This window comes from Thioalkalivibrio sp. ALD1 (assembly GCF_000381245.1).
GTDB lineage: Bacteria > Pseudomonadota > Gammaproteobacteria > Ectothiorhodospirales > Ectothiorhodospiraceae > Thioalkalivibrio.
Genome location: NZ_KB906247.1, coordinates 99731 through 115789, shown reverse-complemented (window position 1 = coordinate 115789; position 16059 = coordinate 99731). Strand labels below are relative to the sequence as shown.

At 68.3% G+C, this 16059-nt stretch carries 16 protein-coding genes; 2 read left to right on the top strand and 14 right to left on the bottom strand.

The annotated features are described in order from the left end of the window. Nucleotides 1-18 precede the first annotated feature (18 nt). Complete coding sequence (locus tag F623_RS0111820) at nt 19-1011, bottom strand: IS110 family transposase (protein ID WP_018862131.1); 993 nt, start codon at nt 1009-1011, stop codon at nt 19-21. A gap of 297 nt (nt 1012-1308) precedes the next feature. Here F623_RS0111820 and radC point away from each other — a divergent pair, with 297 nt between their 5' ends. Beyond that, nucleotides 1309-1980, top strand: coding sequence for a DNA repair protein RadC (radC, locus tag F623_RS0111815; RefSeq protein ID WP_018862515.1), 672 nt, complete (start codon nt 1309-1311; stop codon nt 1978-1980). Nucleotides 1981-1987: 7 nt separating this feature from the next. On the opposite strand, the gene F623_RS0111810 is transcribed toward radC, so the two are convergent. The 6 genes from F623_RS0111810 to F623_RS0111785 form a co-directional block, all read right to left on the bottom strand. Beyond that, on the bottom strand, nt 1988-3211 hold the full coding sequence (locus F623_RS0111810; RefSeq protein WP_018868624.1) for a DUF418 domain-containing protein: 1224 nt from the start codon (nt 3209-3211) through the stop codon (nt 1988-1990). A 145-nt stretch (nt 3212-3356) separates the two neighbouring features. Further along, the gene (locus tag F623_RS0111805) at nt 3357-3935 is read right to left on the bottom strand and encodes a glycine zipper domain-containing protein (protein ID WP_018868625.1); all 579 of its coding nucleotides are present in this window, start codon (nt 3933-3935) and stop codon (nt 3357-3359) included. A 121-nt stretch (nt 3936-4056) separates the two neighbouring features. Beyond that, nucleotides 4057-5238: an 8-amino-7-oxononanoate synthase gene (gene bioF / locus F623_RS0111800; RefSeq protein ID WP_018862518.1), complete on the bottom strand. Its 1182-nt coding sequence runs from the start codon at nt 5236-5238 to the stop codon at nt 4057-4059. Between the two features lie 28 nt (nt 5239-5266). Then, complete coding sequence (locus F623_RS0111795; protein WP_018862519.1) at nt 5267-6019, bottom strand: methyltransferase domain-containing protein; 753 nt, start codon at nt 6017-6019, stop codon at nt 5267-5269. Between the two features lie 11 nt (nt 6020-6030). Continuing rightward, nucleotides 6031-7026 carry a biotin synthase BioB gene (gene bioB, locus F623_RS0111790; RefSeq protein WP_018862520.1) on the bottom strand — a complete coding sequence of 332 codons (996 nt, stop codon included), beginning with the start codon at nt 7024-7026 and terminating at the stop codon, nt 6031-6033. After that, nucleotides 7023-7481 carry a hypothetical protein gene (locus F623_RS0111785; RefSeq protein WP_018862521.1) on the bottom strand — a complete coding sequence of 153 codons (459 nt, stop codon included), beginning with the start codon at nt 7479-7481 and terminating at the stop codon, nt 7023-7025. The genes bioB and F623_RS0111785 overlap by 4 nt, the downstream gene beginning before the upstream one ends. A gap of 12 nt (nt 7482-7493) precedes the next feature. Between F623_RS0111785 and F623_RS13600 the strand changes: the two genes are divergently transcribed. Further along, nucleotides 7494-8270, top strand: a complete 777-nt coding sequence (locus F623_RS13600) for a ComF family protein (protein ID WP_369772114.1) — start codon at nt 7494-7496, stop codon at nt 8268-8270. Between the two features lie 5 nt (nt 8271-8275). Here F623_RS13600 and ubiA read toward each other — a convergent pair whose 3' ends face one another. The 7 genes from ubiA to F623_RS0111745 form a co-directional block, all read right to left on the bottom strand. Then, nucleotides 8276-9145, bottom strand: a complete 870-nt coding sequence (gene ubiA, locus F623_RS0111775; protein WP_018862523.1) for a 4-hydroxybenzoate octaprenyltransferase — start codon at nt 9143-9145, stop codon at nt 8276-8278. A gap of 91 nt (nt 9146-9236) precedes the next feature. Continuing rightward, nucleotides 9237-9902 carry an OmpA family protein gene (locus F623_RS0111770; RefSeq protein ID WP_018862524.1) on the bottom strand — a complete coding sequence of 222 codons (666 nt, stop codon included), beginning with the start codon at nt 9900-9902 and terminating at the stop codon, nt 9237-9239. 104 nt (nt 9903-10006) lie between these two features. Beyond that, nucleotides 10007-10855 carry a shikimate dehydrogenase gene (aroE, locus tag F623_RS0111765; RefSeq protein WP_018862525.1) on the bottom strand — a complete coding sequence of 283 codons (849 nt, stop codon included), beginning with the start codon at nt 10853-10855 and terminating at the stop codon, nt 10007-10009. Next, nucleotides 10852-11868 carry a porphobilinogen synthase gene (gene hemB / locus F623_RS0111760; protein WP_018868628.1) on the bottom strand — a complete coding sequence of 339 codons (1017 nt, stop codon included), beginning with the start codon at nt 11866-11868 and terminating at the stop codon, nt 10852-10854. The genes aroE and hemB overlap by 4 nt, the downstream gene beginning before the upstream one ends. Nucleotides 11869-11891: 23 nt before the next feature. Next, complete coding sequence (gene hemF / locus F623_RS0111755) at nt 11892-12821, bottom strand: oxygen-dependent coproporphyrinogen oxidase (RefSeq protein WP_018862527.1); 930 nt, start codon at nt 12819-12821, stop codon at nt 11892-11894. A gap of 16 nt (nt 12822-12837) precedes the next feature. Next, nucleotides 12838-13443, bottom strand: coding sequence for an L-threonylcarbamoyladenylate synthase (locus F623_RS0111750; protein WP_026279394.1), 606 nt, complete (start codon nt 13441-13443; stop codon nt 12838-12840). Continuing rightward, nucleotides 13430-15976, bottom strand: coding sequence for a DNA topoisomerase I (locus F623_RS0111745; RefSeq protein ID WP_018868630.1), 2547 nt, complete (start codon nt 15974-15976; stop codon nt 13430-13432). Before F623_RS0111745 ends, F623_RS0111750 begins: the two co-directional genes overlap by 14 nt. Nucleotides 15977-16059: the final 83 nt, after the last annotated feature.

Here is a 16059-nt window from a genome sequence, read left to right as displayed (position 1 = left end):
CGTAGATACCGTCTTGCCCTATGAGGTGCAAGGCGTGTCATTTCGGGGTTGATACGGAGTTTGCGACTTGAGGACGCCGAAGGCGATGTGCAGGAGCTTGCGCATGGCTGCCCCGATCGCGGCCATCTTGGCCTTGCCCCGCCTCAGAAGACGGTGGTACTGGTGCCGTACGTCCGGGTTGTGGCGGCTGGCCACGACGGCGGCCATGTAGAGCGTTTTGCGCAGCCGCCCCGAGCCGGCCTTCGCCAGCCGCGGGGGTCGCTGGACCGAGGTCCCGGACTCCTGCAGGACCGGTACCAGTCCATGGAACGCCGCCGCCTGCCGAGCACTCGTGAACGCACGGCTGCGCAACGTCGCGGCCATCGACGCCGACAACACCCGGCCGATGCCGGGGATGCTCTCCAGCAAGGCCCGATCCCGCTTGAGATGATCATGCGCGTCGAAGTGATCATCGATCTGCTGCTGTAGCCGACGGTATTCCTCGCGCAGGGCTTGCAGCACGTTGTCGATCGACGCCTGGGCGAGGGTGTCCTCGCTGAACTGCGCCTTCTCCAGGCGATTCTCCTCGCGCCGGATGTCCTGCTCAAGGGCTTCCAGCCGGCTGAGCAGGCGTTTGAGCTCCCGCACCTCGGGCGGCTCAGGTTGCCAGCGCCGTGGCGCGCGCTCGATGCCGTAACGCGCCAGCATCATGCTGTCCTTGCGATCCGTCTTGTTGCGCACCCCCATGCCTTGGGCGTGGAAGCGCACCTGAGCCGGGTTCAGCACATAGACCCGAACCCCCTGCTCATGCAGCCAGTAGGCTAGCGGTTCGTGATAGATGCCGGTGGCTTCCAGATACACCTGAAGCGTCTCGGGCGCTTCACCCGTGTTGCGCTGCAGCCAGCGCAGCAACTCCGGGTACTGGTCCTGGCGGTTCGGGAATACCTTCGGCTTGACCTTGCCCGCCTCCAGATCCCGGACCCACATGCAGTCGAGCTTGTTCTTGCTGACATCAATGCCAATATGAGCCATCTCGTCCTCTCACCTTGTCCGTACAGCCTCACCCGCCCTTCACGGGGAGCTTGGATACCGTTCAAACTTCGAGATGAAAAAGGACTCGGGGGCCCATCTACGGCACAGGTTCGTGACCTCAGGATGCGATCGGGTTACCCCGAGTCCGGTGCGGTCCATGGTAGCGATCCGTGAACCGCAAGACACAAGGATGCGTTTCGCTGCCGCTCAACGCATCCTACGGTTCTTCGTTACGGTCGGGATGGCCGGGCGGCATGGGCCGAAACAATCAAACGACCGAACCACAGGGAGGTGGGGATGGCGATTACCGACTGGCCTGCGGCCGAGCGCCCGCGGGAGAAACTGATCGAGCGGGGCGCGGCCGCGCTTTCGGATGCAGAACTGCTGGCGATCTTTCTGCGCACGGGCGTGGCCGGCAAGAGCGCGGTCGATGTCGCGCGCGATCTGCTCAGCCGTTTCGGCGGACTGCGGCCTCTGCTGCAGGCCGATCAGGCGGGGTTCTGCGCGGCGCCGGGGCTGGGCGATGCCAAGTACGCCCAGCTCCAGGCGGTACTCGAGATGGGGCGGCGGCACCTGGCCGCCGACCTGGAGCGTGGCGATGCGCTGACGTCGCCAACCGCCACTCGACAGTTCCTCGCGGCGCGTCTGCGCGACTATCCCTTCGAGGTCTTTGCGGTCCTGTTTCTGGATAACCGCCACCGGGTGATCGCCTTCGAGGAGCTGTTCCGCGGCACGATTGACGGCGCCGCCGTGCACCCGCGCGAGGTGGTGCGGCGTGTACTGCACCACAATGCGGCCGCGGTGATCCTTGCCCACAACCACCCGTCCGGGGTGGCCGAGCCCTCGCGCTCGGATATCGCGATCACCCGGCGCTTGACCGAGGCCCTGGGGCTGGTGGATGTGCGGATACTCGATCACGTGGTGATCGCCGACACCCCGATATCCATGGCCGAGCGGGGGCTGCTATAGACCCAGGCTAGCGCGCCAGGCGCCGCCACAGTGCCTCGATCGGCCCGGCGCCGATGTAGCGCTGCCACAGCAGGGAGAAGGTGATCTGCACGGCCCAGATCGCCAGCACGATGCCGAGCAGTTCGAGATGCCCGAACTGCGAGAACAGGCCGAGCCCGATCCCGTAGAAGATCATTGCGGCCACGATCGACTGGCCGATGTAGTTGGTCAGCGCGAGGCGGCCGACTGCCTCCAGGGCGCGGATGACGCCCGGCAGGATCCGCCGACGCCCGTCGGGATGGGCCAGCAGGATCACCAGGGCCACCCAGGCCAGGGCGATCGCGACACTGCCCCAGAGATTCGCGATGCGGCCCAGGAACATCGAGTAGCGCAGATCCCAATCCACGGCCGTGTTGAACCACAACCCCGCCAGCACCAGCGGGATGCCGATGCCCAGTCCGGCCAGCACGACGCGCCGGTAGCCGGCCAGTGACCAGCTCCCGTGGAGAAAACCAAGCCGCATCAGGGCCATGCCGATGAACATCATCGCGAGCATCTGCCACAGGCGCTCGGAAAAGAACATCCACAGCTGCGCCGTCAGCGCGCCGGTCGCCCGCTCGCCGGTCGCCGCCAGCCAGTGCAGGGACATCCGGTTGAGCTCGTCGCTGACGACATCGGCGCCGGGCTGCCAGTAGCGCTCGTTGAGCGTCTGCAGCCAGTGTTCGGGGACGAGGAAGATCAGGATCACGCTCAGCACGAGCCAGAGCGCGGTCAGTCCTCCGATCAGCGCGATCCCGAAGGCCAGGAGCGTCATCGGCGGGTGGTCGCGAAAATGCATGGCCACCAGTCCGCACACCGCGTACGCCGCGAGGATGTCGCCGGGCCACAGGATCAGCCCGTGTGCCAGCCCGATCAGGAACAGCCAGCCCATGCGGCGGCGAAAGCGCTGTTCGAAGGTGTCGGCCGGATGGCGTGAGCCCGACGCCATCAGAACGATCCCGGCCCCGAACAGCAGGGTCAGCATGCTGATGAACTTCTCGTCCGCCAGTACGTGGACCACGATCCAGGCGATCCAGTCCGCCAGCGGGAGGGGACCCAGTGCCATCGGGTTCAGGTATTCGCTGGAGATGCGCCCAAACGACTGGATGTTCATCACCAGGATCCCGAGGATCGCGACCCCGCGCAGTACATCCAGCACGATCACGCGTTCCGGTGCGGACGGGGACGTATTGGCGGGCAGGGTCCGGGCCATGGAGTGAGCCATTCCGTGCTGTGCGGCCCTTCGGTAGCCGGACGGAAGGCGTCGCCGGCCGGGTCAGGGCAGGTTGGCCCTGCAGGATAGGCGATGGTGCCCGGGGGCGTTCAAGGCCCCCGGGGCACTTGGGGCAATGACGCGCTTATCCGCGGATCTCCCAGTGGCCGGGTTCGTCCGGACAGGCCATGCCGGTATGGCGCTCGCCGTCGATCGTCATCTCGAAGTCCCGGCAGCCGTTATCGCGAACGCGCCCCGGCGTCATGTGCACCGGCTGGCCATGGGCGTTGTCCCAGTACACGGGCTGTCCGGGTTCGGCCAGTTCCAGTGCATGGCCCATGCAGGCCTGGTCATTGCGGTCCATCTGACGTCCGATCATGCCGCCCAGGACCGCGCCCCCGGCCGCCCCGATCAGGATGGCCACCGGATCGCCGTCGCCGACCCGGTGGCCGATGACTGCGCCGGCACCGCCGCCAATCGCCGCGCCGATCGCGTCGCGGTTGCAGCGGCCGTCCATTACGCCGTAGTCGTGTTCCCAGCGGTCGTAACTGTAGCCGTCGTAGCCGGCATAGCCCGGGTCGTTCTGCGCGCGCCAGCCGTGGGCCGGTGCCCAGGGCGGCGGGGAGGCCAGGGTGTCGGCGGCGAAGCCGAACAGCACCGCAGCCGCCAGCGCCTTCAGATGGGTGGGGACACCGCGTCGGGAATGGTTGCGATTCCTTGCCATGGTCCGTCTCCTTTCGACCGTGTTCGGCTTCAGCCTCGCGTGGGGTCGCTGAACGGTTCTTTAACGGGGAATGGCGGTTGTCGGAAACGTGAAAGACATCAATGCCGGGGTGTGGGCTGGTTCACGGAGCCGCCTGATTGAGGGCGTGTTCCAGCGTGTGGAGCAGGGCATCCACCTGGGCCTCGGTGTGGGCGGCGGACAGTGTGATGCGCAGCCGCGCCTGGCCCTCGGGGACCGTGGGTGGACGGATCGCCGGAACCAGGAAACCGGCGGCCAGCAACCTCTCTGCCACGTCGCTGGCGCGGCGGGCGTCACCAATGTGGACCGGCTGGATCGGGGTCAACGGGGGCGGGTGCTGCAGGCCGAGCCGGTCCAGTCCCGCCCCCAGACGCTGGAGCAGGCCCTGCAGGTGCGCACGCCGATCCTCGGCAGCCTCGGCGATGCGCACGGAGGCCAGCGTTGCGGCGGCGAGGGCAGCCGGCATCGCGGTGGTGTAGATGTAGGGGCGCGCGGTCTGGATCAGGGTCTCGATCAGGGCCTCGGAGCCGGCGACGAATGCCCCGGCGGTGCCGAAGCCCTTGCCCAGTGTGCCCATCAGGATCGGAACCTCGTCTGCGCCGAGGCCGTGGTGCTGGCAGCTGCCGCCGCCGGTCGCGCCCAGCACCGACAGGCCGTGGGCGTCGTCCACCATCAGCCAGGCGTCGTACTCGCGCGCCAGCGCGGCCAGCTCCGGCAGTGGGGCGATGTCGCCGTCCATGGAGAACACCCCGTCGGTCACGATCAGGCGGTGACCGCTATCGGGGGCCTGCTGCAGGCGTTCGCGCAGATGCCCGGGATCGGCATGGCGATAGCGCTGGCTGCACGCGCCGGCCAGGCGCACGGCGTCGATTAGCGAGGCATGGTTCCAGCGGTCCTCGAACACCGTGTCTCGGCGGCCGGCCAGCGTCTGTACCAGCGCCAGGTTGGCCATGTAGCCAGTGGAGAACAGCAGTGCGCGCTCGCGCCCGGTGAAGCGCGCCAGCGCCTGTTCCAGTTCCATATGGGTGCGGGTGTGGCCGTTGATCAGATGGGCAGCCCCTGCCCCGACCCCGTAGCGGTCGAGGGCCTCGCGGGCGGCGGCGGCGACGGCCGGATCCGCCGCCAGACCCAGGTAGTCGTTGGAGCAGAAGGCAACAACCGGCTGGCCGTCGATGACCTGCTCCGGTTGCTGTGGCCCACCCAGCGTGCGCAGCCGGCGCCAGCGACCGTCCGTGCGCACGCGGTCGAGACGGGCCTGCAGGAAGGCCTGCAGCGACTCACTCATGGTGAGTGGCTCATGGTGAGTCGCTCACTCACGGCCGCAGCCCGGCACGCAGGAAGATCGGCCAGTGCACGCGGGCGGTGATGTCCGCGTTCGGCCACAGTGCGTGCAGGGCTGGCTCCAGTGCGGCCAGCGGATCCTGGCCGGCGGCCTGTGCGCGGCGGATGGCGGACCAGGTGCCGAGATAGCCGAGCAGGGTGTCGCGGTCCCAATCGCGGTCGATACGGAACTCGGGCGTCTCGATCTCCGGCCAGGGGAAGGGCAGGTCGCGGTAGTGGCTGCGGATGTGGCTGCGCTCCTCCGGCCACCAGGGCGCCAGGGTCGTGTCGTGGAAGTCGGTCAGCAGGCGGTCCAGCGCCGGGTCCTCGGCGCGCAGGATGCCGTAGCCCCAGATCGCCAGCAGGCCGCCCGGGCGCAGGACGCGCGCGACCTCGTCATGGAACTCGGCGTGGCGAAACCAGTGTGCGGCCTGGGCGACACAGGCCAGATCCACCGAGGCGTCGGCCAGCGCGCAGGCCTCGGCGGCACAGGCCACGCGATCGACCCCGGTGGTCGCCGGCAGGGCGGCCAGCAGGGCCGGGGCGGCATCCGTCGCCACGACCTGCGGGAAGTGCGGCTTCAGGCCCTGCGCGGCCTGGCCGTTGCCGCTGGCGCAGTCCCAGGCCCGTTCGTGGCGCGGGGTGTGTGCGGCCAGCCAGTCAAACAGATCGGCGGGGTAGTCCGGGCGGTGGCGGGCATAAGCCGCCGCCACCGCCGAGAAGTGATCGGGAAAGTCGCCCGCCACCGGCCGTCGGCTCAGGCCGATGCGGAGGCGGGCCGGTCCGATTCCGCGGGGGCTTCCGGCCCGGTCTCCGGGCGCAGGCCCAGGCGTTCGAACAGCGCGAGATCGTGGTTTTCGCCGGGGTTCGGCGTGGTCAGCAGGGTGTCGCCGTAGAACAGCGAGTTGGCGCCGGCGAGGAAACACAGGGCCTGCATCTCGTCGGACATCTCGGTGCGCCCGGCGGACAGGCGCACGTAGGAGGCCGGCATCAGGATGCGGGTCGCGGCGATGGTGCGCACGAACTCGAGCGGGTCGAGGTCCTCGATCCCGTGCAGCGGCGTGCCCTCGACCTGGATCAGCTGGTTGATCGGGACAGACTCCGGGTGTTTCGGCAGGTTGGCCATCTGCTGCAGCAGGCGCGCGCGGTCGCGGCGCGACTCGCCCATGCCGAGGATGCCGCCACAGCAGACGTTCATGCCAGCCTCGCGCACGTGCTCCAGGGTCTCCAGGCGGTCCTCGTAGGTGCGCGTGGAGATGATGTGGCCGTAGAACTCGGGTGAGGTGTCGAGGTTGTGGTTGTAGTAGTCCAGCCCCGCCTCGGACAGGCGTTTCGCCTGCTCGGCCTTCAGCATGCCGAGGGTCATGCAGGTCTCCAGACCCTCGTCCTTAACCGCGCGCACCATCTCGATCACGCGCTCCAGGTTCTTGTCGGTGGGGTTGCGCCAGGCGGCACCCATGCAGAAGCGGGTCGCGCCCTGGGCGCGGGCGTTGCGCGCGGCCTCGACGACCTCGTCGAGCGGCAGCAGACGTTCGCGTTCCAGCTCCACGTCGTGGTGGGCGCTCTGCGGGCAATAGGCGCAGTCCTCCGGGCAGGCCCCGGTCTTGATCGACAGCAGCGTGCTCACCTGCACCGCGTTCGGGTCGAAGTGCTCGCGGTGCACCGTCTGCGCGCGAAAGATCAGGTCGTTCAGCGGCAGGTCGAGCAGGGCCTCGACCTCTTCGGTGTTCCAGTCGTGGCGGGGCTCGCTCATGAGTGTGGCTCCTTGTCGGCTTCCGCCGGAATGGCGACATCGGCCCAGGGTTCGCGATAGATACGGAACAGGGCGTATATCGTCCACGGCAGCAGGATGGCGGCCGCCACGGCCCAGTAGGCTCGGTAGTAGGCCAGATCCGGCGGAAAGAAGGTGGCGACCCCGATCAACAGGCCCATCAGCGCGTAGTAGCGATAGGCCGCCCACTGCGTGAAATGGCCCACGCGCGGATCGGGGTGGTGCTTGTTCAGGGCGTAGACCAGCATGGAGGCACCAAACCACAGCACTAGCGGCACGATGCCCATGATCGCGGCAATGATGAACCCGACCCCGACCCCTTCGCTGCTGACCACAAACAGCGGGATGCCGGCAATCGACACGCTGATCAGATTGCCGATGTCGAACATCGCAGCGGAGCGCCGCGAACTGCGTGCGGAGACGGTCTTGGTCGCCATGGACTACCCTGAATGCAAAAGCGAAAGCATACCATTATGGCTCATCCCCCTTCAGCCACGCCGGGGCGAATCGGGCGGCGATCGGGCGCGTTGCGTGCGCTGGCCACTTGGGCAGCTCGGGCGCTGTACCCGGACCACTGCGGCTTGTGTCTGGCCCCGTTACCGGAGGGTGGGGCCATCTGTCCCGGCTGTCGCGAGGACCTGGTGCGGGTGGAGGCACCGTGCCCGGGCTGCGCGGCGCCTTTGCCGGTGACGGTGGCCTGCCCTGCCTGTCAGCGGCGCCCTCTCGCACTGGACAGCCTGCGGGCACCATGGGCCTATGCCTGGCCGCTGGATCGGGTGCTGCTGGCCTACAAGCGCAGTGGTTACGCCCGGGCCGAACGGATCCTCGTGGAACTGGCCGCGCAGGCGGCCCGCGAACGCCGGGCTGCGCCGACACTGTTACCTACCCGCGTGGTGCCCGTTCCATTGCACCCCTCGCGTTTGCGCGAGCGCGGGTTCAATCAGTGCGAGCCGCTGGCGCGGTGCGTCGCCGAGGTCCTGGGGCTCCCGCTGGATGCCGCATGCGTTCGCCGCGTGCGGGCCACGCCTTCGCAGCAGACGCTGAGTGGCCCTCAGCGTCGCCGGAATCTGCGCGATGCATTTGCCGTGAAGGCGGAACTGGCGGACGAACGGGTGTTATTGGTGGACGATGTGGTCACGACCGGGGCGACCCTGGATGCGCTGGCCCGTGCGCTGCGGGCGGCGGGAGCTGCGTCGGTCGAGGGCTTGGCACTCGCTCGCGCGTAAGCGCGTTAGCCTCCCAGATAGTGATCCGCGATCATCGCGAGCATGACCACGGCGCCGAGATAGTGGTTGTTCTTGAATGCCCGCAGGCAGTCGGTCGGCTCGCGTTCGGCGATCAGGAACTGCTGGTAGAACATCAGCATCGCCACGATCACCAGCCCCGCCGTATAGTAGCCGCCGAACCCGGCATGCTGACCGATCAGGTACAGCCCCAGCCAGACGAGCACCTGTAGCCCTGCCGTGATCAGCCGGTCCATCTCGCCGAACGCGATGGCGGTGGACTTCACCCCGATCTCCAGGTCGTCTTCTCGGTCCACCATCCCGTAGAAGGTGTCGTACACCACGGTCCAGGCGAGCACGGTCACGTACAGCAGCCAGGCGAGCGGAGGCGGGTGATCCCCGGTAACCGCGGTAAAGGCCATGGGCACCGCCCAGGCGAAGGCCGCGCCCAGGTGCACCTGCGGAAAGTGGTGGAAGCGCTTGGCGAAGGGGTAGGTGGCGGCCAGCACCACCGCGACCAGGGAATAGAGAATGGTCAGCAGGTTGGTCAGCAGCACCAGCACGAAGGCGGTCAGCGCCAGCACGGCGAAGGTCGCCAGTGCCTCGTTCGGCGTAATGGTGCCGAGCGCCAGCGGGCGGTCGCGTGTGCGGGCGACATGGGCGTCGAAGTCGCGGTCCGCGTAGTCGTTGATCGCACAGCCGGCCGAGCGCATCAGCACGACGCCGGCAACGAAGATGAAGATCAGCGAACCCGGCGGCCAGCCCTCGGCCGCGATCCAAAGCGCCCACAGAGTCGGCCACAGCAGCAGATAGATGCCGACAGGCCGGTCCAGGCGGACCAGTCGGGCCAGTTCCCACAGGCGTGCACGTGCGTCCATGGCGGCCAAGCTTACCAGCCTGGCGTGCCGGATGGATGCGGAAGGGGGTGGGCCGGACAATCCCCGGCGCGACCCCGCTGGTAGTCTGCGCTCAGTCCGCGGTCAGCGGGAACAGGGTCAGTTCGACGCGCCGGTTCATCGCGCGGCCCTCGGCGGTCTCGTTGGTCGCGACGGGCTGATGCGGGCCGAAGCCGATGGTGTCGACTCGCACCGACTGGACCCCGCGCCGGATCAGGGCGCGCCCGACACTTTGTGCACGGCGTTCGGACAGGTCCATGTTGTACTCGACGCGTCCGGTGATGTCGGTATGGCCGGCGACCTCGATCCCGGTCTGGTCGTATTCGGCCAGGACCAGCGCCACCGAGTCCAGCACGTCCTCGAACTCCGGCTTGATGTCGGTGCGATCGACATCGAAGGTGATGTGCCCCGGCATGTTGAGGATGATGTTGTCGCCGTCGCGGGTCACGCTGACGCCCGTCCCCTGAAGCTGCTCGCGCAGCTCGGCCTCCTGGCGGTCCATGTAGTTGCCGATCGCGCCGCCGGCCAACGCCCCGATGCCCGCCCCGATCATCGCGCGCTGCGTGCGGTTGCGGCGGCTGGTGATGCTGCCGACCACGGCGCCTGCCGCGGCGCCCACGCCGGCTCCGATCGCAGTGCGCGATACGCGCTCCTCGCCGGTATAGGGATCCGCAGTGGTACAGCCGATGGCGAAGGTCAGAAAACCGACCAGTAACAGAACACCAATGCGCGAGATCATGCTTGCCCCCCAGCCGGGAAGGAACTCCCGGGTTTCAGTCTGCGCCCATGGGCGCGCTTGGGGACAGGATTGCGCCGTTGCTTGAACGGAAGGTGAACCGTGCGTCAGGCCGCGTCGTTTTCGTGACGCAGTTGGCGCAATACCGGGGTGGTGTCGGGGTGGATGCCGCGCCAGATCGCGAAGGCCTCGGCGGCCTGCTCGACCAGCATGCCCAGACCGTCCGCCGTCTGCCGGCAGCCGGCGTCATTGGCCCAGTCGAGGAACCGGGCCGCGCCCGCGCCGTAGACCAGGTCGTAGGCCAGGCTGTCCGGGTGCACCAGCGTCGCGGGCAGGGTGAGGCCCTCGTCCGACAGGCCGGCGGCGGTGGCGTTGATGACCAGGTCGAACGGGCCGGCGGGCAGGGCGTCGAGGCCGCAGGCGGACAGCTCGGTCTCGATCGCCAGGTCGGCGAAGTCCTCGGCCAGCGCTTCGGCCCGCGCCGCGGTGCGGTTGGCGATCACCAGCTGTGCGGGATGTCGCTCCAGCAGGGGCTGCAGCAGCCCGCGGGTCGCGCCGCCGGCCCCGAGGATCAGGATGCGCCGGCCGGGCACCTCGCCACCCAGGCGGTCGAGGTCGCGGCAGAAGCCGATGCCGTCGGTGTTGTCGCCGTGGAGCTGGCGCTCGTCGTCGCGCCAGAGGGTGTTCACTGCACCGGCGCGCCGGGCGCGATCGGTTAGCACCCGGGCCAGGGCGAACGCCTCTTCCTTGAACGGGACGGTCACGTTCAGGCCCCGGAGCCCGGAGGAGAACCACGCCCAGACCTCCTCGGCGAACTGCCCCGGGGTGCCCAGCAGGGCTTCGTAGGTCAGGTGCTGCCCGGTCTGTTCGGCGAACAGGGCGTGGATGCGCGGCGACAGCGAATGACGAATCGGATTGCCGACCACGCCATAACGATCGGGGCGCGGCTCGCTCATCGGGCCGCGTCCTCCTCCAGCCATTCGGCCACGGTGCGGGCGTAGTAGGTGAGGATGCCGTCGGCCCCGGCGCGCTTCATGCCGGTCAGGGTCTCCAGCACGCAGGCGCGCTCGTCCAGCCAGCCGCGTTCGGCGGCGGCCTTGAGCATCGCGTACTCGCCGGAGACGTGATAGACGAAGGTCGGGCGCTGGAATTCGTCGCGGATACGGCGGACCACATCCAGATACGGCATCCCCGGCTTGACCATCACCATGTCGGCGCCTTCGGCCAGGTCGAGCGCGACCTCGTGCAGGGCCTCGTCGCCGTTGGCCGGGTCCATCTGGTAGGTCTCCTTGCCACCCTTGCCCAGATTGCCGGCCGAGCCCACCGCGTCGCGGAACGGCCCGTAGAAGGCCGAGGCGTACTTGGCGGAGTAGGCGAGGATGCGCGTGTGCACATGCCCGCCATCCTCCAGCGCGGTGCGGATCGCGCCGATGCGCCCGTCCATCATGTCGGAGGGGGCGACCACGTCGGCCCCGGCCGCGGCATGCGACAGTGCCTGCCTCACCAGGGCCTCGACGGTGATGTCGTTCACAACAAAGCCGTCGTCGTCGATAATGCCGTCCTGGCCGTGGGTGGTGAACGGGTCCAGGGCGACGTCGGTGATCACGCCGAGCTCGGGGTGGGCCTGCTTCAGTGCGCGTACCGCGCGCTGGGCCAGGCCCTCGGGGTTCCAGGCCTCGGCGGCATCCAGGCTCTTCTTTTCGCCCGGGACCACCGGGAACAGGGCCAGTGCCGGGATGCCGAGGCGCACGGCCGCGGCCGCCTCCTCCAGCAGCAGGTCAATGGTGACGCGGTCCACGCCGGGCATCGACGGCACCGCCTCGCGCACCCCCTCTCCTTCGGTGACGAATATCGGCAGGATCAGGTCGTCCGTGCGCAGGTGGTGCTCGCGCATCAGGCGGCGGGAGAAGGCGTCGCGACGCATGCGGCGCGGGCGGCCGGCGGGATAGGGGGCGATCGGTGCGGTCATGCGGGTCATCCTTGTTGGCGTAGTCAGCCAGCGGCCTCGGCCAGCCAGTCGCGCGGCTTCAGGTAACGTTCGTACAGTTCGGCCTCGGGCGTGCCGGCCTCCGGCTGGTAGTTGTATTCCCAGCGCACCAGCGGCGGAAGCGACATCAGGATCGATTCGGTGCGCCCGCCCGACTGCAGGCCGAACAGGGTACCGCGGTCGTAGACCAGGTTGAACTCGACATAGCGCCCACGCCGGTAGAGCTGGAACTGGCGCTCGCGCTCGCCGTATTCGGTCGCGTGGCGCCGGTCGACGATCGGGCCATAGGCATCCAGATAGGCATTGCCGACGCTCTGCATGTAACCGAAGGCGTGCTCGAAGCCGCCCTCGCTGAAGTCGTCGAAGAACAGCCCGCCGACGCCGCGCGGCTCGTCGCGGTGCTTGAGGTGGAAGTACTCGTCGCACCACTTCTTGTGCGCCGGATAAAGGTGCTCGCCAAACGGGCGACAGGCGGCCTCGGCCGTGCGGTGCCAGTGGATGCAGTCCTCGTCGAAGCCGTAGTACGGGGTCAGGTCGAAGCCGCCGCCGAACCACCAGATCGGCTCCTCGCCGGGCTTCTCGGCGATGAAGAAGCGTACGTTTGCGTGCGAGGTCGGTACATACGGGTTGTGCGGGTGGATCACCAGCGACACCCCGGTGGCCTGGAACGAACGCCCGGCCAACTCCGGGCGGTGCGCGGTGGCCGAGGCCGGAAGGTTGTCGCCCATCACATGGGAGAAGTTGACCCCGGCCTGCTCGAAGACCCGCCCCTCGTGCAGCACGCGGGTGCGGCCGCCGCCGCCGGCCGGGCGTTCCCAGGCGTCCTCCTGGAAGCGGGCCTGGCCGTCCAGGCGCTCGAGGCCCTGGCAGATGCGGTCCTGCAGGCCCTGCAGGTATTCGATGACACGGTCGATGGAGACGTGGTCCTGGCTCATGCTGCGTCCCGGTTGATCAGTTGTCGGTGTTGGTGTCGGGGTCCGGCGCGCCCCGGAGCCAGGCCCCGGTGCGGGCGTCGCGGATCGCGCTGGGTGCGGTGCGCCCGCCACATTCTGCCTGCAGGATCGCATCGATGCCCGCGCCGAGTTGTGAGGCAACGCAATCCCAGCTACGGCAGGGCTCCGCCCCTGCACGGTTGGCGCTGGTGGAGACCAGGGCGTTGTCGGCGGCCGCGCACAGCGCGCGCGTCTCCGGGTGGGCGGTGACGCGTACCGCGAGGCTGTCGTGTTCGCCGCGCAGCAGTGGTGGGCAGGCATCGGTGACGGGCAGCAGCCAGGTGGTCGGCCCCGGCCAACTGGCGTCGATCTCGGCCCGGCGTCCGGGCGGCAGCGGCGCCAGCCAGGGCACAAGGCGATCCAGCCGGTCGGTGACCACGATCAGGCCCTTGGCGGCCGGGCGGCCCTTGATCTCGAGGATGCGATCGATTGCCTGGGCGTTATCCGGGCGGCAGCCAAGGCCGAAGACCGCCTCGGTGGGGTAGGCGATCACGCCGCCGTCGCGCACGCACTGCGCGACGGGGTCGATCTCGGGGGTTAGCAACGGGGCGTTATTCGGATCCACGGTCGCCGGAGGGCTGGGCACTCAGGCGGCTGTCGCCGGCGTTGTCGCCGCTGCCGGACTTCGCGCTACCAGACTTGGCGGTCGAAGCCTTCTTCGCCGGGGCTTTCTTCGACGTGCTCTTCTTGGCGGCGGTCTTTTTCGTGCCCGTCTTGCTGGCGGCCTTCTTGGTGGCCGCCTTTTTCGTGGCCGTCTTCTTCGCGGTCGACGACTTGGCGGTCGACTTGGCCGCCCCCTTGCGTCCGCGGCCCTTGCGTTCCGGCGCGGCGGCGATCAGTTCCTGGCACTGCTCAAGCGTCAGGGACTTGGGATCGGTCTCCTTGGGGATCTTGGCGTTTTTCTTGCCATCGGTCACATACGGCCCGTAGCGGCCGTTGAGGACCTGGATACCCTCTTCGTCGAAGCTCTTGATGAAGCGTTCGGCGTCCTTTTTCTTCTTCTCGGCGACGATCTCCAGCGCACGTGGCAGCTCGATGGTCCAGACGTCGTCGTCCGGCCCGAGGGAGGCGTACTTGGAGCCGTACTTCACGTACGGGCCGAAGCGGCCGATGTTGACCATCACCGGCTCGCCCTCGGGGGTCTCGCCGAGGTCACGCGGCAGTTTGAACAGCTCCAGTGCCTCGTCGAGCGTGATCTTGTCCATCTTCTGCCCGGGCAGCAGGCCGGCGAAGCGCGGCTTCTCCTCGTCGTCCTTGGTGCCGATCTGCACGATCGGCCCGAAGCGGCCCAGGCGCACGCTGACCGGGCGCCCGCTCTGCGGATCGGTGCCCAGCTCGCGTGACTGCACGGCCTCGGCACGGGTGACGTTCTCTTCCTTTTCCTTTACCTGGTCGCGGAAGTCGCCCCAGAAATCCTCCAGCACCGGGACCCAGTCCTTCTCGCCGCGCGAGATCGCGTCCAGCTCGTCCTCGAGCTTTGCGGTGAAGTCGTAGTCCACGTAGCGGTCGAAATGCTGGGTCAGGAAGCTGTTCACGATCCGGCCGGTATCGGTCGGGATGAAGCGCTTGCCGTCCATCTCCACGTATTCGCGCGACTGCAGGGTGGAGATGATGCTGGCGTAGGTCGACGGACGGCCGATGCCGTATTCCTCCAGCGTCTTCACCAGGCTGGCCTCGGTGTAGCGTGGCGGCGGTTCGGTGAAGTGCTGGTCGGCGGTGACTTCTTCGAGTTGGACCGTGTCGCCCTCGGCCATCTCCGGCAGGCGCTTGTCCTCGTCATCGTCTTGCGCGTCGTCGCGGCCCTCCTGATAGACCGCGATGAAGCCGGGGTCGACCAGGGTGGAGCCGGTGGCGCGGAACTGATGCCGGCTGTCGCCCGGGACCAGGTCGGCGGCGACGGTGTCGAAGGTCGCGTGGATCATCTGGCAGGCGACGGTGCGCTTCCAGATCAGGTCGTACAGTCGCGCCTGGTCGCTGGTCAGCCGGGCGCGGATTTCGTTCGGCAGGCGGCGCACGGAGGTCGGGCGGATGGCCTCGTGGGCCTCCTGCGCGTTCTTCGACTTGGTCTTGTACTGGCGCGGGCTGTCGGGGACGTTGTTGCCGCCGTAGCGCTCCCCGATCAGGCCGCGGATCTCGGCGATCGACTCGCCGGCCAGCGCCACCGAGTCGGTACGCATGTAGGTGATCAGGCCGATCGCACCGGAGCCCAGGTCGATCCCCTCGTACAACTGCTGCGCGGTGCGCATGGTGCGGGACGCGGTAAAGCCCAGCTTGCGCGAGGCCTCCTGCTGCAGGGTCGAGGTGGTGAACGGCGCGGCCGGGTTGCGGCGGCGCTGCTTCTTCTCGACCTTGGCGACACGCAGCTCGCCGTTCGCGGCCTCGGTCAGGCGCTTCTGGGCGTCATGTGCGAGTTCGGCGCTGTTCAGGTCGAACTGGTCCAGCTTGTTGCCGTCCAGGTAGGTCAGGCGCGCGGTGAACGGCTGCTCCTGGCGCTCGGCCTTCGCATCCAGGGTCCAGTATTCGCGCGGGACGAAGGCCTCGATCGCGTCCTCGCGCTCGCAGATCATGCGCAGCGCCGGGCTTTGCACGCGTCCGGCGGACAGGCCGCGCTTGATCTTGCGCCACAGCAGCGGCGAGAGGTTGAAGCCGACCAGGTAGTCCAGCGCGCGGCGCGCCTGCTGGGCATCGATCAGCGGCTTGGCCAGGTCACGTGGCTCCTCGATCGCCTGCTGGATCGCCTTTCTGGTGATCTCGTGGAAAACGACCCGATGCACGCCGCGATCGTCCAGCAGGCCGCGGTCGCGCAGCACTTCGTAGAGGTGCCAGGAGATCGCCTCGCCTTCGCGGTCGGGGTCAGTCGCTAGGATCAGGTCGTCGGATTTCTTCAGCGCCTTGGCGATCGCGTCGATCTGTTTTTCGCTGCGCTCGATCACGTCGTACTTCATACGGAACCCGTTTTCCGGGTCCACCGCGCCTTCCTTGGGGACCAGGTCGCGCACATGGCCATAGGAGGCCATGACCTGGTAGTCCGGGCCGAGATATTTTTCGATGGTCTTGCCCTTGGCGGGCGACTCTACGATGACGAGGTGCTTGCTCATGTCGCTCGGGACCGTCTCCGTGGCAGCGGGTTCCGTTTAGGGGCGATCGCGGTCGCATGGCAGCGACCGGGTTCACGGGCGCT